The sequence below is a fragment of the Paenibacillus sp. HGF5 genome, from assembly GCF_000204455.1.
Lineage (GTDB): Bacteria > Bacillota > Bacilli > Paenibacillales > Paenibacillaceae > Paenibacillus_AQ > Paenibacillus_AQ lautus_A.
This window is the reverse complement of record NZ_AEXS01000153.1, coordinates 22,302-40,665: the sequence shown is the minus strand read 5'-3', so window position 1 is coordinate 40,665 and position 18,364 is coordinate 22,302. Positions and strand designations below refer to the sequence as shown.

General features: G+C 52.9%; 23 protein-coding genes. 20 read left to right on the top strand and 3 right to left on the bottom strand.

Going from position 1 to position 18,364, the window contains the following annotated elements; all coding sequences use genetic code 11:
- Window positions 1–15 precede the first annotated feature (15 nt).
- The 4 genes from HMPREF9412_RS25020 (at window position 16) to HMPREF9412_RS25005 (ending at window position 3,505) form a co-directional block, all read left to right on the top strand.
- Window positions 16–606: a YkoP family protein gene (locus HMPREF9412_RS25020; RefSeq protein ID WP_009594563.1), complete on the top strand. Its 591-nt coding sequence runs from the start codon at window positions 16–18 to the stop codon at window positions 604–606.
- Window positions 603–1,352 carry a polysaccharide deacetylase family protein gene (locus tag HMPREF9412_RS25015; protein WP_009594593.1) on the top strand — a complete coding sequence of 250 codons (750 nt, stop codon included), beginning with the start codon at window positions 603–605 and terminating at the stop codon, window positions 1,350–1,352. The genes HMPREF9412_RS25020 and HMPREF9412_RS25015 overlap by 4 nt, the downstream gene beginning before the upstream one ends.
- Before the next feature lie 770 nt (window positions 1,353–2,122).
- Window positions 2,123–2,719, top strand: a complete 597-nt coding sequence (locus HMPREF9412_RS25010; protein WP_009594608.1) for a LysE family translocator — start codon at window positions 2,123–2,125, stop codon at window positions 2,717–2,719.
- Between the two features lie 6 nt (window positions 2,720–2,725).
- Window positions 2,726–3,505, top strand: a complete 780-nt coding sequence (locus HMPREF9412_RS25005; protein WP_009594583.1) for an AraC family transcriptional regulator — start codon at window positions 2,726–2,728, stop codon at window positions 3,503–3,505.
- Between the two features lie 196 nt (window positions 3,506–3,701).
- Here HMPREF9412_RS25005 and HMPREF9412_RS33735 read toward each other — a convergent pair whose 3' ends face one another.
- Window positions 3,702–3,902 carry a putative holin-like toxin gene (locus tag HMPREF9412_RS33735; protein WP_009594596.1) on the bottom strand — a complete coding sequence of 67 codons (201 nt, stop codon included), beginning with the start codon at window positions 3,900–3,902 and terminating at the stop codon, window positions 3,702–3,704.
- A 348-nt stretch (window positions 3,903–4,250) separates the two neighbouring features.
- Between HMPREF9412_RS33735 and HMPREF9412_RS24995 the strand changes: the two genes are divergently transcribed.
- Window positions 4,251–4,988: a hypothetical protein gene (locus tag HMPREF9412_RS24995; RefSeq protein ID WP_009594600.1), complete on the top strand. Its 738-nt coding sequence runs from the start codon at window positions 4,251–4,253 to the stop codon at window positions 4,986–4,988.
- 179 nt (window positions 4,989–5,167) lie between these two features.
- Here HMPREF9412_RS24995 and HMPREF9412_RS24990 read toward each other — a convergent pair whose 3' ends face one another.
- On the bottom strand, window positions 5,168–5,593 hold the full coding sequence (locus tag HMPREF9412_RS24990; protein ID WP_009594580.1) for an ImmA/IrrE family metallo-endopeptidase: 426 nt from the start codon (window positions 5,591–5,593) through the stop codon (window positions 5,168–5,170).
- 71 nt (window positions 5,594–5,664) lie between these two features.
- Complete coding sequence (locus HMPREF9412_RS24985; RefSeq protein WP_009594555.1) at window positions 5,665–6,084, bottom strand: helix-turn-helix domain-containing protein; 420 nt, start codon at window positions 6,082–6,084, stop codon at window positions 5,665–5,667.
- Window positions 6,085–6,381: 297 nt separating this feature from the next.
- On the opposite strand from HMPREF9412_RS24985, the gene HMPREF9412_RS24980 reads away from it, so the two are divergent.
- The 15 genes from HMPREF9412_RS24980 (at window position 6,382) to HMPREF9412_RS24910 (ending at window position 18,355) form a co-directional block, all read left to right on the top strand.
- Window positions 6,382–6,858: an ArpU family phage packaging/lysis transcriptional regulator gene (locus HMPREF9412_RS24980; RefSeq protein ID WP_009594587.1), complete on the top strand. Its 477-nt coding sequence runs from the start codon at window positions 6,382–6,384 to the stop codon at window positions 6,856–6,858.
- 461 nt (window positions 6,859–7,319) lie between these two features.
- Window positions 7,320–8,159, top strand: coding sequence for a hypothetical protein (locus HMPREF9412_RS24970; RefSeq protein WP_009594584.1), 840 nt, complete (start codon window positions 7,320–7,322; stop codon window positions 8,157–8,159).
- 10 nt (window positions 8,160–8,169) lie between these two features.
- Window positions 8,170–8,379 carry a hypothetical protein gene (locus HMPREF9412_RS24965; RefSeq protein WP_009594564.1) on the top strand — a complete coding sequence of 70 codons (210 nt, stop codon included), beginning with the start codon at window positions 8,170–8,172 and terminating at the stop codon, window positions 8,377–8,379.
- Between the two features lie 2 nt (window positions 8,380–8,381).
- Window positions 8,382–9,848, top strand: a complete 1,467-nt coding sequence (locus HMPREF9412_RS24960) for a phage tail sheath family protein (RefSeq protein WP_009594577.1) — start codon at window positions 8,382–8,384, stop codon at window positions 9,846–9,848.
- Between the two features lie 108 nt (window positions 9,849–9,956).
- On the top strand, window positions 9,957–10,364 hold the full coding sequence (locus tag HMPREF9412_RS24955) for a phage tail tube protein (protein ID WP_009594594.1): 408 nt from the start codon (window positions 9,957–9,959) through the stop codon (window positions 10,362–10,364).
- Window positions 10,365–10,498: 134 nt separating this feature from the next.
- Entirely contained in the window at window positions 10,499–10,933 is a 435-nt protein-coding gene (locus HMPREF9412_RS24950) for a phage tail assembly chaperone (RefSeq protein ID WP_009594601.1), read from the top strand.
- 23 nt (window positions 10,934–10,956) lie between these two features.
- Window positions 10,957–11,091, top strand: coding sequence for a hypothetical protein (locus HMPREF9412_RS33620; protein WP_279300460.1), 135 nt, complete (start codon window positions 10,957–10,959; stop codon window positions 11,089–11,091).
- Between the two features lie 17 nt (window positions 11,092–11,108).
- A complete protein-coding gene (locus HMPREF9412_RS24945; protein ID WP_009594576.1) occupies window positions 11,109–12,854 on the top strand; it encodes a hypothetical protein in 1,746 nt (581 codons plus the stop codon).
- Between the two features lie 66 nt (window positions 12,855–12,920).
- Window positions 12,921–13,565, top strand: coding sequence for a LysM peptidoglycan-binding domain-containing protein (locus HMPREF9412_RS24940; protein WP_009594591.1), 645 nt, complete (start codon window positions 12,921–12,923; stop codon window positions 13,563–13,565).
- Window positions 13,562–14,539, top strand: a complete 978-nt coding sequence (locus tag HMPREF9412_RS24935; RefSeq protein ID WP_036673557.1) for an XkdQ/YqbQ family protein — start codon at window positions 13,562–13,564, stop codon at window positions 14,537–14,539. Before HMPREF9412_RS24940 ends, HMPREF9412_RS24935 begins: the two co-directional genes overlap by 4 nt.
- Entirely contained in the window at window positions 14,532–14,921 is a 390-nt protein-coding gene (locus HMPREF9412_RS24930) for a hypothetical protein (protein WP_009594603.1), read from the top strand. Before HMPREF9412_RS24935 ends, HMPREF9412_RS24930 begins: the two co-directional genes overlap by 8 nt.
- The gene (locus HMPREF9412_RS24925; protein WP_009594613.1) at window positions 14,914–15,372 is read left to right on the top strand and encodes a DUF2634 domain-containing protein; all 459 of its coding nucleotides are present in this window, start codon (window positions 14,914–14,916) and stop codon (window positions 15,370–15,372) included. Before HMPREF9412_RS24930 ends, HMPREF9412_RS24925 begins: the two co-directional genes overlap by 8 nt.
- Window positions 15,372–16,526, top strand: coding sequence for a baseplate J/gp47 family protein (locus HMPREF9412_RS24920; protein ID WP_009594581.1), 1,155 nt, complete (start codon window positions 15,372–15,374; stop codon window positions 16,524–16,526). The genes HMPREF9412_RS24925 and HMPREF9412_RS24920 overlap by 1 nt, the downstream gene beginning before the upstream one ends.
- Before the next feature lie 7 nt (window positions 16,527–16,533).
- Window positions 16,534–17,085 (top strand): YmfQ family protein, encoded by a 552-nt coding sequence (locus tag HMPREF9412_RS24915; RefSeq protein ID WP_009594602.1) that lies wholly within the window; start codon window positions 16,534–16,536, stop codon window positions 17,083–17,085.
- Window position 17,086: 1 nt separating this feature from the next.
- Complete coding sequence (locus HMPREF9412_RS24910) at window positions 17,087–18,355, top strand: phage tail protein (RefSeq protein WP_009594573.1); 1,269 nt, start codon at window positions 17,087–17,089, stop codon at window positions 18,353–18,355.
- Window positions 18,356–18,364: the final 9 nt, after the last annotated feature.

The following is an 18,364-nucleotide window of genomic DNA, read 5'->3' as shown; positions in this document are numbered from 1 at the left end:
AAGATGTGACCGATAATGAACATGTTAGCTACCATTACGAAGGCAAGCGCTCAGTCGGTATGGATGGCTTGGGAAGCGGTTTTTGATCAAATCACGAAACTGCGCAGCGCCGGACTAAAAAGATACGGGATTTGCAAGCTGGTCATCCGCCGGCATCATGGAAAAAACCTGAAGTGCCAGGACGGAGAGTGGATTTATTCGGGGGATTGGGTCGGTGAACTCCATTTGGACAACCGGCAGGTATTGGAGCTTTCCAAAGAGCTGGGGGCTGACCGGGCCGCACTTTTGACCGCAAGAATGCTGCGGAGATCGATCACGCAAATTAGCGAGGCGATGGAGACGGAACCGGAGCTTGCGCAGGTCAAAGCTTTGACTGGAATAACGCTGCTGCACCGCGGTATTATTCACGGGCTCGGTTTTGAGCTGCATCCGCTGGAATCCAAGGGGTTTCGACTGTTCTCTACTTATTATTTGCGGCTTTTACTCAAGGTGCTGCATCCGGTGGGCCGGGAACGCACGAAGAAAAATGCTCCCAAGCTTGTGCCCAAAATGCTGATGCTGACCAGAAAATCATTGCTTTTGCGTTATTCTAAGGAAACGGCATGAGTATGGTGATGCTGAATCTGCTGCTGATGTTTGTCTTTATCTATATGATCATTCCATATGTTATCACACGGATCTGGGGATTTGGAGTAACCCTGCGCGGTCGGCGTGGCCGGCAGATCGCTTTTACCTTTGATGATGGCCCAGACCCGCTGCATACTCCTAAACTGCTGGATCTTCTCAAGAAAAAAAGGATCAAGGTGACCTTTTTTGTACTGGGCAGCAAAGCGGAGCGATACCCGGAGCTTATGAAACGCATCCACATGGAAGGGCATCAAATCGGGATTCACAACTATTCCCATCTTCCCAATTGGCTAATGAGTCCGCGCCATATCCGGAATAAGCATGTCCACCGGTCTGCCGATATCATCGAACGAATCACGGGCGAGCGCCCGGCATTTTACCGTCCTCCATGGGGGATTTTGAATTTAGGCGATTTATTTGCTTTGCGAAAATACCGGATCGTGCTGTGGTCGATCATGGGGTGGGATTGGGGCAAGGGGAGCAAGAACAAACCGCTCAAAGAACGGATCTTGGATCAGCTTGAGCCTGGCTCGATTATTTTGCTGCATGACAGCGGAGATACTTGGGGGGCGGAGCCTGATGCCCCTAGCAGAATGATCGCAAGCCTTGAGGAAGTGATTGACACGGTCCATATCCAAGGGTATGAATGCGTCCGCGCCGATGAACTGCTGCATAAGCCGCATGATTCGCGCAGCGACCTTTCAAAAGGCTTCCGGGTTGGATGATGCGTGTAATATTAACAAAGAATGATCATTCAATTGTTTTCGGTCCCATGATCGACCGTGTTCCGCTGCGGGGGCTGCTGGTATATACCCAGCGCTCTTTAGGCCCTGCTGCTGCTCATTGTGCCTGTGGCGCATTATTTCGGCTTTTTGACGGTCGGTTTAGTGCTTGCCATTACGCCGATACTAATGACGCTGAACATGTGGTTTTATCCGGCTCAAATGTCGGCGCTTCCCAAAATCCTTGATAAGAAGCTGCTTACGCAAGGAAACTCCTTGTTCTCCATTGCTATCAAGCATCGAAGTGGCCTGCAATGCGTTTTCCGGCGCTTTGATTATTGTACTCGGCGCTGTTTCGCTCTATTTATGGAACTCGTTGGGATTTTTCATCGGAGATCTTTTGTTTACCCAACTGAGAATCAAAATACCAATCAGTAATCCTTATAACAACGTTATTTCAATATTGGATGACGAGACGAATCGATCGAAAACACGCCGGGATCATTTGATATATCGGATATGAAAGAAAGACAGTTTTCTCGATTCTGCTGATCATCGCAGGGGTCGTGCTGCTCAATTTATCCGGGAGCGCGCATGCTCAGGAGCAACCGAAGACGCACCAGTCCGGTCATTGAGGGGCGGTGTCATGAAATGATTTTCGCTCAAGGGCCGTACTCGTTACGGCTCTTGTTCTGCTGCAATAATGTACTATGCCCCGCTTCGCGTCCGGCTCTATAATGACAAAGGAAATTCCTTTGTTAGGAGCTATCATCATGAACCTGTCTTCGTTTTTTATTTATTGTTTTATCGTGGCCTTCTCGCCGGGACCGTCCAATATCGTCATTCTGTCTTCGGTTCAGAACTCCGGCATGAAGAAGACCTTGCGCTACATAGCCGGTGCCTCCATCGCTTTTTTCTTATTAATCGCCGCTTCGGTCGTATTAGGCCAGCTGCTGTCCTCCGGCATGCCGATCATTCTGCCGATCATGCGGGTAGCCGGCTGCCTGTTCATGCTGTATCTTGCGTATCAAGTGTATAATATGGACGTATCCAAGTCCGGCGTTAACCAAACGGCTTCTTTTACGTCTGGATTTCTGATGCAGTTTCTCAATCCGAAGGTGGTAATGTTCACGCTGACGGTCATTCCCAGCTACGTGATGCCGCATTATACGGCAGGCCCCGTCATTTCGGCGTTCGTTGTGGCGGTTTCGTTAATCGGGCTGTCCGCGTATATGACCTGGGCCGTGTGCGGTAGCCTTTTTCAAGGAATTATGCAAAAATATCGGAGGACGACCAACACGATCCTGGCTTTGTTTCTGCTGTATTCGGCCATCGTCGTATCCGGCATACCGGAGCTCATAAAGGGGTGAAGGAAGATGGAGCAGTTTATTTATAAAAAAGCGGTGGGCATCACCGCATTATCCGCGAGCCTGACGGATTTCAAATACAAGAAGCATTACCACGAAGAGTATGCCCTCGGCGTTACGCTGCGCGGCATACAGAAGTACTCCCTTGACGGCAGCCAGCAGGCTTCTTACCAAAGCGGGGTCATGCTGTTCCATCCGGAGCAGAATCATGATGGCTGGTCCCAGGAACGAACGGGCATCGACTATGTGATGATCTATATTCATCCGGAGCTCTTTCTGGAATTGACTCAGAAAAAGGATATCGTGCGGTTCCAATCTCCGATCGTATATCATGCCGGACTGCGGCAGAGCATTCTCAATGTGACGAGGTCGATCTTCACGGGTCAGCCGGAGGCTAAGAGCAGCGAGCTGCTGCTGGGCCTGGCGGGGCATTTTAACGAGGATATTCTGAACCCGGACAGCCGGAAGGACAGCGTATTTACGCGGAAGGCGAAAGACATGATGCACGATCATCTGGAGCATGTCCTCCGTTTGGACGAATTGAGCGGGGAGTTCGGGATGTCGAAGTATCAGTTCATCCGTACCTTCAAAGCGAATACGGGGCTGTCGCCCTACCAGTATTATTTGAACTGTAAAGTGGAGCGTGCCAAGCATCTGATCGAGGACAGCCGGGATGTATATCAAGCCGTGACCCAATGCGGCTTCACGGATCTTGCCCATTTGAACCGGCATTTCAAGAACGTGTACGGCACGACGGCGTTTGATTATATGTCCCATCTGGATAAGTAGAGGCGGCAGGAGACGATCATGCGCGCGATTTTTCAAGCCAGGCTTGGCATTTGTGAATAAACTCCGTTATAATGTGTATAGAATGTAAAAGGGACCGTGCGCGAACACGATCCCGGCGTACAACGTACCGCTATAAGAGCGGCCTTACTATAGGAAATCCGATCAGAAATAGACCGTGATCCTGACCAAGGGCGGTCTATTTCTTTTTAAGATTATAGAATTTATAAGTTTTCAGCGAAGCTGAACTCATTCGATAATCGCAAGAAAAACGTCCTCTAAACGCGGTCTGTCTTCTGTGAATGTACGTCGATAGACGGTTTTTCTTATGAAACGAAAGTATTAACACCACCAGCGTCGCGAACGAGATCATTAGCGTCAATGTTTGGTATACTTCCATGGCATCACCTCCCATCCTGGGGAGATTAGCCGACCGCCCTTATTAGCCGATATATTGTACTTCCCAAATTATAGCATACAAGCCCTGCGTTCAGGGGCTTTTTATGGTCGGATCGAGAGAGGTTTTGAAACTTCTGTTAGCTGTGATCATGCTTCCACCGCGACATTATTGCGGTTTTACGCGTGCCGAACCGACCTTTGGTCTTATCGGAGGGAAAGGTAAACCGTTCGTTGAAACTGTGAGCAGGGAGCCGGAACCGGATTTTGAGATATGGCCAAGGGATGTTAATCTGTATGAGGAATCATTGGAAACTACTCAGGCTTTAGCCGGATGGAAGGAATCATTCGAATGGAATATATCTATGAATCAGCCCAGCGCAGCTACGAGGATTTCGCCAGCGGCCGGGTGCTGTATAATGCGCAGGGAACGACGTCGTTTCCCGTCAGGCTGGCTAGCGAGATTGCCCAGCGGTGCTTTCAAATATTAGAGGAAAAAGGCGTACAAGGGCCATATACCTTATACGATCCCTGCTGCGGCGGGGCGTATCTGTTGACGGTGGTGGGCCTTCTGCACGGGCGGCGCATTCGCCGCATGATCGGCTCGGACATTAACGCGGAGGTGCTCGGCATCGCCGGGAAGAACCTGTCGCTGCTCCGTGAAGAGGGGCTTAAACAGCGCACCGAACAGCTGAAAGAGCTGCTCGCGCTCTATCATAAGCCATCCCACCAGGATGCGCTGGAAAGCGCTGACCGACTGAGGGAGCTGATAAGAATGTCCCGTTTGGAAGAAACAATTTGTTTTCAAACCGATATTACCCAGCCCCAACCGGAGGAAAGCCTGGCCTCCTGCACGGGGACCCAGATCGTCATGACCGATCTCCCTTACGGCGACATGGTTAGCTGGAGCGGCGGAAGCCAGGCGCCGGTGGAGGATTTTTTTAACGGCATACATGCAATCCTGGACCCTGCCGGTTCGGTGGTTGCCGTCATTTCCGACAAAGGCCAGAAATTAAAGCATGACCGGTTTAAAAGAATTCAGCAACTGAAGATTGGCAAGCGGCAGGTTGCCATCTTTGAACCGTTATGAGCGCAGTTAAACGGACCGAATAATAGATGAAGTCTCTCTGCCTTCCTCACGGATAATTTCTTTCTTATCCAATGGAAGAATTGGCTTCCCCAGCAGCCCGCTTTTGGCGACAAGCCAAAGGCGGGTTCTTTTTTGCCCATCGATGGTCGAATGAACGCTATTAAGGAACGTATGTTCGTCTAAAATCTAAAAAAATATAGCATTTCTTGCGGAATGCCGGCTCTCAGGTAGAATTCGTGCAGGGACTCTCCCGCTCCGGGCGCGAGACCTGCGGTCAACAGGGCAATGGCAAAGCGGTTTGCCTGCCGCTCCAGTTTGCCCGGGCTGAAATAGGAATGCTCCTCCAGAAAAAAACGGCTGATTCCCTTATGAAGACGGTCATGCCCCAGCTCATGCGCGCATACGAAGCGCTGCCACGGCGGCGGCAGCTGATTGTGGATGACGATGAATCTCCGTCTTAGTTTACGGAAATACAGTCCTTTGGTCGTCTGGCCTAAATCTGCGAACCGAATATGTATGCCCAAGGAAGCCGCTATTTCAAAGGGGCAGTTGGTGTGATGTTTTTTGATCAGCTGACGGATTAAAGGTTGTAAATGATCATCCATGGCAGTTCACCTGCAATATTGGTTTTGGTTGAATCGTAAGAATCGTTATGTATCTCCTTATGCATGTGGATTTATTTCTTGCGTTTGTTCATCTGCTTGGCTTCCCAGAACAGTCCGGTCAAGACGTCCTTGATGCGCTGCTTGTCCTCCCCGCTCAGAGGGACCCCGTCAAACATGAGCTCGCCGTCATCCTCGAGCATTTTCTTGAAATCCCGTTTATCCCTGGAGGTTGCCCAAGCGGGAGCCGGTATCTCTTCGTGCTTGGCGGCATCCTGCTGCAGATAACCTGCTTTGTTCATCAGCTCTTCATAGGGAACCTCGAGCGCCTCCGCCATTTTGCGCAGCGTTTGCGGCTTGGGTATGCCCCGCAGCCCATTCTCGATCCGCGAGATCTGCGATCCGCTGATGTCGGCGGCCTGGGCCAGCTGATTGATGCTCCAGCCTTTGTTCTCCCTCATCTCTTTCAAGTACGATCCAAATATGCGTTCCACGTTCCGGCCACTCCTCACCATAGTCCATCTGAAACATCTACATATAGTATAAACGCATCCCCATCCTTTGCCAATAGGTAAAATAAAAGAGAGGATTATTGCCAAAAGGCAAGAAAATGAGAGGGATGTCCCATATTCCTCTATATAGTTCGTACATTTAAAGGTTTACGCCGGTCTCCAAATAGTGGTATATTAATGAAAAATACGAACAATATGAGAACATAAGATGAAGAACCGACTTCTGCCAAATGGCAAATTGTAAGCTTGACCATGACAATAAAAGGGGAGTGTTTCCGAATGAATCCATTGTTACCGGAATTGGATCGCAGAAAGACCCAAAGCGCCGTTGAAGCGATATTCGAAAAATATCGCATTTATAAAACCATTACATTCGAAGTCAGGGAGATGAGCGTGACCGCATCCTACACGGAGAGGTTCCACGGACCGACCAACGTCACCTCGGACCAAACGGCAGCGGTTGCCGTATATAATGTAGATATGCCGGCGGCCAGGAAGCAGTATTGCGAAACGATCGAATCGATCGTGGAACGGCTTGGCGAACGGGAGCAGATCCTGATTCGGGAACGGTACATGAAGCAGGACGACGTATTCGATTACAAAGTGTACAACCATATCCTCGAGCCGCCGGTCAGCAAGGACACGTACACGAAGATCCGCACCCGGGCTTTTTATAAATTGGCCTTGGCCTTGGCGGACAGAGGACTGCTGAAGCTGCAGGAATTGGAGAAAGCCGCCAAGAGCAAAATGAGCTGACAAACGCGAGCATGGATCATCACATCGAGCAAAACCGGAGGACCTCATAATGGAGGTCCTCCGGTTTTTTATTCCTAATATAGAAGGCAGCATTTCACGGGAAAAGCAAGTTAAGATTGGGAAATCAACTATAAATACGAACATGAGTTCGTACTATTTTCTGCCGACATTCCGCTTAAAGTTCAGCATGAACCGTCCCATAAGGCGTCAGCGCATCCGATTTAGGGGTGTAAGATTGTATTATCGGAAATGAAGCAAAACAGAGCGTACCGAACACACACACAGTCGATGTGAGCCGGCCTTGAGAAGGACCGGTTTTTTGCTGCGGTTGATGCCTGGGGCGTCTCATTTCCGATTCTTTATATGAAAAGAAAGGAGGGGGCCATATTGCACAAGCATGTGATCGTTCTGAGCAGCTGGCTGTCCTATGGCCGACCGGAGAGCGTCCGGCAAACTGCGGAATGAGAGGGGCGGTCAAACAGGCTGTCGCATTCCTCATTCCGGAGCTTGAAGGCCATGTATATGACGTGCATCCGCCGGACGGGGTAAGCGAACCGCTATATGCCGTGATCACGCTCGGCGAGGACGTCTGGAAATCCTCATGGGCCGGGTACCGGCAGGTGGTGCGATTGAAGCTGCATGGGGATCGTTCCGATCTGCCGCAATTGGATCGATGGGCGGATTTACTCATTCAGGGACTTCACCGCAAGCGGGTTGCCGGAGCCGACGGAAATGCATTCAAGCTTCATTATTTGGGTGTTCCGGAGGCCGACAAGCTTGATTCTGTTTCAGGCAACCTGATCCGGGTCTTGCGATTCGGCATCTATATGCCGCAGGCATCCGGGGCAGACTCCGTCGGACAGCCGGATGAATGGCTGAATACGCTGACAGGCTGGACAGGAGATATGCTGGGTGGTCCTTGGCGCATCTACCATACGGCATGGCCCGCGGGGCGGGAGGATCACGCCGTATTATGGCGGATGACCGGCTGCGAGACCCGAATGGCGGGAGCTTCGATGTTCGAGGTCCGCAAAACCTTTATCGGGCATATCGCCTCCCTGGATTCCGCGGACGAGCAGCTCACGGCTGCAAGGCTGGTGGAGGAGCTAGGCACCCAGGTCCAGCTGGTTCTGGACTTACAGGAACGCCGTTATTTATCCGTTGTGGAAATTTCCTCCGATATGCAGGCCGATCCCATTCTGGACGGTCAGCTGAAGCTGACCCTGGCTCAGCGGAAGAACCGTTCGCCGGAGGAAGCCGCCTTGATCAGGCGCGTTAACATTCATCCTATCTTAAAGTGAGGTGGCCAGTATGGCTGTGAAAAAAACACTCAAATCCGAAGCTAGCGGGAGCAGCGCTTCCCGATATGCCTTGGCAGAACTTGAAGCACACGCCCATGAACTGTTCCAGGTTCGGGCGGAAGTGCTCGCAGGTGCCATGTATGGGGCAGATGGAGAGCAGTTCACGGTAACCGAGGTCAAAGAAAGAATCCAACAATTCATGAAAGCGAAGGTGGTCTAATCATGGCAGGTGGAACATGGGAAAGCACGAATAAACCGGTACTGCCGGGTTTGTATATGAATTTCAAGGCTGCAGCCGCGTCGGCTGTTCAGGGCGGCAGTCGCGGTACGGTCGTCGTGCCGGTCAAAGCCAATTGGGGACCGGTGCGGGAGTTCGTGGAAATCGGGAGCGAGTTCGCGATTTCCGAGCTGTATTCCGCGGATAGCCAGGATGGCGCTACCGCTTACGAGACGCTTTATCTGGCCTTGCTCGGCGGTCCGAAAAAGCTGCTGGCTTATCGTTTGGCGGACAACACGGCGGCAGCGGCTAGCGTGACGCTTCAAAACGCGGAAGCTGCGCCTTCGGACGTGCTGAAGCTTCAGGCCAAATACCCGGGCAGCCGCGGCAACGGCTTCTCCGTAACGGTGCAGCCGTCGCTGATCGACCCGACTGCACGCGAGCTTCGCCTCTATGAAGGCGCCAAGCTGCTTGGCACCTATTCCAGCCCAGACGGATCCGCTGCGTCGATGGCGGCGCAGATCAACGAAGACGCCGAGAACCTCTGGGTGACGGCAACCGCACTGGAAACGTCCGGCGTTCCCGCTGACGTGAACGGAGCCGCGCTGTCCGGAGGCAAGAGCGGCAACGGCGGCCTGACGAATGCAGATTATATCGAGATGTTGGATGCAGTCGAAGGCCAGGAATTTAACGTACTCGCCTTGGATTACGCTGCGGATATGGCTCTGCTGCAGAGCTTTGCGGCCTGGGTAAAGCGTCTCCGTCAAGAAGGACGCGGCGTGATGGCCGTATTCGGCGGAAGCGCGGCGGACGATATCTCCAAGGATGCAGCCAAGCTGGCAGCAGACCGGTCGCTTGCATTGAACCATGAAGGGATCATCAATGTGGGTACGGGCGTGCGTCTGTCCGGCGTGAACTACAGTTCCGCGCAGACGGCTGCTTACGTGGCCGGGCTTATTGCCGGTCAGCGCTTGAACCAATCCGCTACATACGCGGTAACGCCATTCGAGGACGTGACACGCCGCTGGACGCGCTCCGAACAGGAGCAGGCCGTACGCAATGGCGTATTCGTCCTGTTCTACGACGGTCGTCAGGTAAAGGCGCTGCGCGGCATCAACACGCTGGTGAATCCGGCGGAAGGCCAAAACAATGCCTGGAAAAAAATCCGTTCCATCCGCGTGATGGATGCGATCCATGCGGATTTGCAGCTGGCCGCGGAACAGACCTACATCGGCAAGGTGAACAACACCGAGGAAGGCCGACTCGCGCTGATCGGCGCCGTAAAGGAATATCTCGCTTCGTTGTCGCTGAGCAATGTCATCGAGCCGGATGGTTATGACGTCATTCTCGATCCGGCCTACTATGGCGATTCCGCCGTGAACACGCCGGAACCGGACCAGGTCTTCCTGCAATGGAACGTGAAGCTGACCGACGTGATGGAGCAGCTGTTCGGCACGTTTTACGTGCAATAACGAGAAGAGCGATCAGTACATTTAAGATGAGAACCGAATTGCCTTCTGTGGATGCACGTCCAGCAACGTTTTTCTTAAAAACTTAACGAAATCGAGGAGGAACTTAATATGTTGGATGCTTCAAGAGTCATTATGGGGACATACGGCCAGGCATATATTGACGGGGTCTGGCAGACGCACATTAATAAGCTGGAAGCCAGCGTGGAATTGGAGAAGCGCGAGCTGAAGCTGGTCGGCAACGACTGGACTGTGCACAAAAACGGCAGCAAAAAAGGAACCGGCACAATGAGCGGGTACAAGGTCACTTCCGATATGATCTCCCGCGGCTTCACCAAATTCGATATCATCTCCAAGCTGGACGATCCCGAATCCTACGGCCATGAGCGCGTTCGCCTGATCCGCTGCATGCCGGACAAAATCCAGCTGGCCAACTGGACGGCCGGCGAGGAAGTGCAGGAGGAAACCTCGTTTACCTTTGAGGGGTACGAGCTGTTGGATCCGATTCAGGGGGATTAAGGGCTGTTTTTACCTTAAGCATGGCTTGAGCGCGGCCAATAAGCGGGGCTTCGCCCGGCATGGCGTGTCTGGTTCGGGCGAACGTCGCCCGCTAAGTTTAGGGCTACTATTTTATGAGTAAAGGAGATATACGCATGAGCTTGCACGAGAACATGAGCGAAGAGCAAATTTTGGACAGTCTGTTTGAAGCGGCAGAGAAGCTGCCTGAGGAAACGGTGCGCATTAAGCGGCTGGATATGCAGATGGTGCTGCAGGGCTTGACTTCAAGCAAGGTGGACAGCATCCGCGAGCGCTGCACGGTTCGCCGTACGGTGAAGGGCGCGGTGGACGAGAAGGTGGATACCGAAACCTTTAATGCGCTGCTCATCTCCGAAGCGACGAGCAGTCTGTCGGTGAAGGGCTTGACGCTCAGCGGCTGGGGCGATCCCCGGATTACGAGCCGCTTGAAGCTGTCGGGGGGAGAGCAGGCGGTCCGCCGCATGCTGCTGGCCGGAGAACTGGATGCCGTAGGCGATAAAGTGCTGGAGCTGTCCGGCTTCGGGGTCGAGATTGCTGACCTAAAAAACTGATCGGCTCCGGGGGAATGACGACGATGCTGTATCATCTATGGGTTCGGCATCACCTTCGTCCCGGAGATTTTTGGCGGCTCCCGCGAGGCGAGCGCCTGCTGCTGCTTGCTTTCTCCCAGGAGGAGATCGAGGGCATGGCCGGTCAGAGTGTGAAGTGAACAGGAGGTGAAACGAAATGGCTGAAGCCATGAACTATCGTATGAATCTGGTCATCGATCCGAAAAACGTGATCAAGGCCAACCGCGAGCTGCGGGCGATGGAGCGTTATTTTGAGCGGATCCAGGGACGCGTCATGCGAATCGGACGTACCCGCATGGCGCCAGAAATCGTGCTGAAGGACAGCGCCTCGAAGGGGCTGGACAACCTGCTGGCCAAAATGCAGCGGGTGAAGTCACAAGTCATCCAGGCCTCGGCAAATGTGAAGCTGAATGTGCAGAAGCAGGTTGATACGAGTGTTAAAGTGGATTTGAAGGCAACAGGGATTGATTTCTCACCGATGATTGATGCGTTGAAGGCGAATACGGATGCGGTAAATCAGCTTACAAGTACGCTTGAGTCGCAAAAGTCAGGGGACGGGAACGGTAAAAAATCTTTTTGGGATAAGGCGATAGTTGCGCTAGGAATCGTCTCTTTGGCTGGCTCCACGCTTCGAAACGGGGGGCTAATGAAGGATAAATCAAAAAAGATGTTTGATTCTTGGGGTAAAGATAAATCTGCAACAAACACGCGTCCTGTGGTCGACAAAAACAGAAGGGTTGGTCCTAGAAATAGAGGGCGCTCGGCCAATCAAAGCACGGTTGCTGCTCCTAAGACAGAACAAGCGGGTAAGCCTCAAACAAAGTGGGGCAAGGCTTTTAGCAGAGCTGAAAAAACGGGAGACGTTATTGAATCCGCTGGCAACCTAGGGAAAGGGGCATTGGATCTAATCAAGAAAGCCTCAGATTTCGCTAAGGGGATGTTCGGTGGCGGTGGTGCCAGCGGTATCGTTTCCGGAGGTGTAAGGGGTGCTGCCAAGACAAGTGTAGGTTCCAATGCAGCTAAACAAGCTGCGAAAGGCGGCACACAAGCGAGCGTGGTAAAGAGTGTTGGCAAAAGCACCCTAGACTCCGGCTTGATGAAGGGTATTGGCAAACGCGCCCTTGGCCCGTTGAGTTATATAGCTGATGCGGCCGCAATCGCTTCCGCTGCACCAGGGAAAGAGCGTAACCAAGCGATCGGCTCTGCCATCGGTGGCGGTATCGGCAGCACAATCGGCGGTTTCGTTGGCTCTGTGGTTCCGGGCGCAGGCACATTCGTTGGCTCCATGCTTGGCGGGACCGTCGGAAGTTTTGTTGGCGAGAAGGTGGGCGGCGCCATTACGGGTATCAGCGATTCGCTCAAAGAAAGCAAGGAGAAGGTCACCAAGTGGTTCTCCAAGACGTTTTCTTTCGGGAAAAAAGACAAGGAAGCCGTGCAGTCGAAGGATGCTCCAAAGATATCACCTTCCAGCTCAACGGCGGTTGCTGTTCAAGGACCGATAATTTCAAATGCTGCTCCCGCAAATGTAAGTGCGCCACTGCTTCCTAATCAAGCATCGAAACAGACATACGGCCCGTATATGCCGCCTAGCCATACCACAAGCATGAGTACTATTGGGCCGCCCGCGAGTGCAGCGCAAAACCAAGCTTTTGCAGGGAAGCCGACGTCCCCGCAATCCGTTCAGATCAGTCCGGAGCAGATGAGCACGATATCCGGCTTGCTGATGGATTTCAAAACGGAGACAACCGTGAATTACAATCTACCTTCGGGCGCGGTACAGGTAATGGTGCATGAGGAGCACCCGATCGATGTAGAAGGATTGATTCTTCTGATCGGGCAGCGGCTAAGAGCCGAATTCAGCAAAGCAGCCCAGAACCGGAAGCCGACTCCGATGGCCTATTGAAGATGATGGTTAACGACAAGTATGAAGCGGGTCCGAAGGCATCCATACAGAAAGGAGAGGCCCAAGGTGGAGTTTATTTTGAAGAACGGCAAAGGCATGACTTTCCGATTCCCTGTTAATCCGGAAGAGGTAACCATTTCAAGGCAAAAGGGACTGGAAACGGCCACGATTCTCAACTATGGGGAGTTTGATTTTCCGCAAGGTAATCGGATCAAGGAAATATCATTCTCTTCCTTTTTTCCGCAAGAATATGATGCAGCTTTTTGTAAAGGCCATGAGAGAGATCATATTAAACCGCAAACCGCGATGAATAAACTTAACGAGTTTCTGGCATATAAAACGCCGCTGCAATTTGTCATTACCCAGACGGCGGTGAACGTGCCGGTGTATGTCGCCTCCCATCAGTCCACGTTCCGGGGCGGGGAGGTTGGGGATGTGTATTTTGACATCACGCTCCGGACATGGAGCGACATGAAGGTGGCCAAAACGGCAGGCAGCAGCGGGGCAGCAGGAACCAATAAAAAGCTCCGGGCCGACATGAAGGACAAGAACAAGACGTATATCGTGAAGGCAGGAGACTCGCTTTCCAAAATCGCCAAGCTGGAGCTCGGGGACAGCTCGAAATGGAACCAGATCTACAAGCTGAACCAGAAAATGATCGGCAAAGATCCGAACGCCATCAAGCCCGGGCAGAAACTGGTGCTGTCATGAGTTACAAAGTGATTTTGCAGGATCAATACGATCTGTCTCCCTTGGTGGAAGCTATCAACCTGCGGGATTCGCTTGAACAAGTCGCTTACCAGGGGACCGTCAATCTGGTCGTCACGCCGGATATGCCGCCGATTTCGCCGGGAATGGCGATCCGGATCAGCGGAATTCCATACGGTAAAAAAGATTATATCCCCCTGCTGCACCCGGCTGTCGTGTGGGAAGTGGAAACCTCCAATAATGGGGTGAAGCGGATGACCCTCACACTGTACGATCGGACGGTATACCTCGACAAGTCGGAGGATGAATATCTGTTCCCGGCGAAGCAGACCGCCACCCAGCGGTTCAAAAAGTATGCGGCGGACTGGAACCTGAAAATTGCCGTTTTGCCGGATACCGAGAAGCAGCTGGGGCGTTCGGTTTACCGGACGCAGTCGATTTATGCCAGCATGTTCGCTGATTTGCGGGAGACGGCCAAAGCAGGCGGCAAGCTGTATCATCCGCGGATGATCTCTTCAGGGTTTGAGCTGTACGAGTTGGGAACGAACAAAGAAGTCTACATCCTGGAGGCTATCACGGATACCACGCAATCGCGGACGTTGGAGGGCGCGGCGACCAAGGTCAAGGTGCTGGCGACAGCCGCCAGCGAGACGGGGCAAGAGGTTCCTTCCAAGGTAATGGCCATCGAGGAGAAGGATATCGCCAAATACGGCCAACTCCAAGCGATCATTCAGGATGATGAAGTGAAGTCGCCTGCGGCTGCCCGCCAGCTGGCCCGAAGCAAACTGAGGGGGATTCGGGAGACGATCTCCCTTAATGCACCTGATGTCAATACGATTCGCGCTGGAGATGCGGTCATGCTGGGCTCGATGAAGCTGCTCGTGATTTCCGTCAGCCGGGAGCTGGGAAGTCCCGGGAGCATGATGCTGGAGCTGGGGAGTTATGACGATGTAAAAAGGAGGTTTTATCTTGAATAAAGACCCCTATGGACAATTGGCGTCCTCCTTATATGCCTCTTTGAACAAGCAAACCCGTCAAGCCATGGGCGGCGTAGGGGCCGTGCTCGGCACGATAACCTCGACGGGACTTAAGCTGGACGATTTTAAGCATGAGCTGCAGGACTATATGGTGGCGGAGCTGCCGGGAATGCTGTCCTTGCCCCGTTATACGGCTGCTGGTACCGCCATTTTGGGAGGACAGCAGCAGGGTATGACATTTGATGTGGAAGAAAATGAAGTCGAAGATACCCTTTTTGAGCTGGGAAAAGGCTTGAAACCGGGGGACCGCGTGCTGGCCGTTCGGGTCAACAGCGGCAATGACGTGGTGGTTGTATGCAAGGTGGTGAGCAGCGGTGGCTAATTTGTTTCCCGAGAACGAGGACATGGTTTGGACAAATGCCACGGATCCGGAGGTACTGGAGGGAGAAGGAGCTGTTTTTGGACGGAGCTGGCGGTATGATTTTGAAGCAGGCGAGTTCGTGATGACTCCCACCCGGAAGATTCCGGTTGCAGACGACAAGGAAGCCTGGGTCATCTGGTGCGAAAAAGCGATCCGTACGCCGCGTTATCGCCATTTGATCTATACGCGCGATTACGGCAGCGAGCTGGAGGAGCTGGTCGGCAAAGGCTACGACCGATCTCTGCAAGAGAGCGAAATTCAGCGCATGGTAACCGAGACGCTGCTGGCGGACGCGCGGACGGAGAGCGTGGATCAATTTCTTTTTGAATGGGAAGGAGAAGCCTGCCGTTTCAGCTGCCGCATTACGAGCGTACGGGATGAGACGGAAATCATAGAAAGCGTGGTGATCTGATGGCAGATTTGCCGTTGTATTTGTTGGATCAGACGGAAGAGAACATTATGAACCGCATGCTGAACAAAGTGCCTTCGGACATTGACAAGTCGGAGGGCTCTTTTATTTGGGATGCGCAGGCGCCGGTTGCCTTTATGCTGTCTGAGGCTGCCTTGTGGGCGCAGGAGCTGCTGCGTCGGGGCTTTGCGAGCACCGTGGCAAGCGATCATCCCGATATCCGGTCTGCCGAACTCGATCTGAGGACGGCAGAGCATGGGATTACCCGGAGGGAAGCGGTCGCTTCGTCCGGCAGCGTTGTGTTTACGGGGAAGCCGGGGACGATCGTTCCTGCCGGAACCTATGTCGCTACGCCAGCCGATGAGGGCTCCGGTGAATCCTCCGTGGAGTATGTGACTACGTCAGGGGTGACGCTGAGTGATTTGGGTACCGGCACGGCGCCAATCCGCGCGGTTACGCCGGGCAGCAGCGGGAATGTTCCTGCAGGCGTCATTCAGCTTATGATGACGTCGGTCAGCGGGATAACATCGGTTACGAACCCGGAACCGACGCGGAGCGGGACGGATACCGAAAGCGACCAGTCGCTTCTGGAGCGTTTTTACGCCAAAGTCCGCAGCCAGGGAACGAGCGGCAACAAAGCACAGTATATGCAGTGGGCCAATGAGATTGCCGGCGTTGGCGGTGTGGAAGTGGCGCCGTTGTGGAAAGGGCCCGGCACCGTTGGGCTATATCTCATAGATACGGACAAGCGTGCGGCAAGCCAGGATATCGTGGACGCCGTTCAGCAGTACATTGACCCGTCCCAGGATGGACAGGGCGAAGGCGTTGCCCCGGCCGGTCCGGTAATCACGGTGATGCCTGCGGCGGAAGTGGCGATTGATATCTCCGTCAAAGTGCAGCGAACGCAGGAGCAGCCTTCGACGATGGACGAAATTCGGAAGCTGATCGAGGACGGCGTTCGGGCGTATTTACAGCAGATTGCTTTTAATAGGAAAGATCCGTTGGTAAGATACACTCGTATTGCCGCCGTACTGCTGGATATCCCGATTATCGTCGACTACTCGGATTTGACGATTAACGGCCATACCGAGCAGCAAAACATCGAAATAGGCTCCGGTCAGGTAGCGGTGCTGGGGACGGTGAGCGTAAGTGAATAATGCCCGAATGAACAGCTTGCGCGGTCGCGAGCTGTTTTCTTATCTTCCGGCTTATTACGAGACCTCCCGCGTCATGCAATCCGATATGGATGCCAAGGGCAGCGAGCTGGACGCACTTTACCAAGCGCTGAATTCTGCAGCAGACCAGTTCTTCGTCCGTACAGCAACCTGGGGGTTGGAACGCTGGGAGATGGAGCTCGGCATTCCCACCGACCGAAACAAGCCGATCGAGCAGCGGCGGGCGGTGCTGGAGTCCAAGCTGCGGGGAGCGGGAACCTTCTCCGGTGCGCTCGTGAAAAATGTGGCGGAGGCTTACGACGGCGGCACGGTTGAGGTGTCTTTTCAACCCGAGGAATGGGGCTTCACGGTTAAATTCGTGGATACGCTTGGCATCCCGCCGAATCTGGAGGACTTAAAGTCGGCGATCGAGGAGATCAAGCCGGCGCATCTGGCGGTGGCGTATGCGTTCAACTACTTGCTGATACGCGATATTCATGACGTGCTGACTTTGGGCGAGCTGGGGCAGACGCCGTTAAACAAATTTGCAGGAGGTGTTTGAGTTGTCCAGTAACACACCGAATTTAGGATTGTTGAAGAAAGACCCGATGGTGGATGGCAATGAAACCTTTAACATCGAGACGATGCTGAATGAGAACTGGGATAAGATTGATGAGGCTGTGGGGCAGGTCCGGGAGGAACTCGGAAATATCGATGTGGATATTCCGGAAGCTTCGTTGACAGAGAAGGGGATTGTGCAGCTATCCAGCGCCACGAATGGGACGAGGGAGAATGTGGCGGCTACGGAGAAGGCGGTGGGACAGGCTTTTCAAGCTGGCAATGAGCGTAAAGCGGAAGTGGTTGCCGCGCTTATTGCCATTGGCATTCAGGCATCCACAAGCGAAACATGGGCACAGCTTATTCCAAAGATTGGAGCGGTGATCCGGGCAACGGGTAATGCAACAGCGGCAGACATCCTTGCAGGTAAAACGGCGTCGAATGCAAGTGGTCCAGTAACAGGGACAATACCTGTTTTAACGGGCACTAGAGCAGCCACAGGAACGGCGAGATGGCCTGACGGCGCCTTAGCTGTCTATCCTGAACAGGGCTACCAAAAAGGTGGTTCTGGTGATGGTGAGATCAAGGTGACAGCCGCACAGTTACAAGCTGCTGAACCTAACTTAAAGCCCTGGCACTATCGATCCGATGTCAATATGTTTGGCTTGCAAGGTTCAATACCAATCAGAAGGCCTGACATAGATTCACATATAAATGCAGATGGTAATAGAGTGTCTTTTGGGCCTTACTCGACAGGTACCTCGGTTCCCTATCTTTATCTAGGCGTACCGAATGGGTATTTGTTAGAGGGTGTGGAGTGGGTTAGGCATCATGAACCAAACCTGCATTCGGGGAATGTGAAAAATGGAGTATCTATGTTTAATGGGCAACTGGTAGGATCGTTAATTGATGGTGTTAACTCCGCTAAGTATGCGACCGGATCGGTAACCGTGACATCGAATCAGACAAGTTACTTGTTCCATGAATTGGTGATTAATACGCTCACATTTACGCCTAAGCTAGTTATTTGCCATATGGCGACGACAGGCTGGTCGAAGAGGAACGGCACGGCATTTGTTTCGACGGATTATGGAGCATTTAGCTCTAGATTGGCGGCACAGGACTCGTTCGGGAGTGATAGGGGAGGTTCGTTCTCTCTGTCCGGTTACACACCAAGGGCTAACGGTTTTACCGTTAGGGCGGGTTTATCTGAGGACAATGCCCATAGCTATACATTAACGGGTGCAATTCTAACCTGGTTAGCGTTCGGATAATTAACAAGG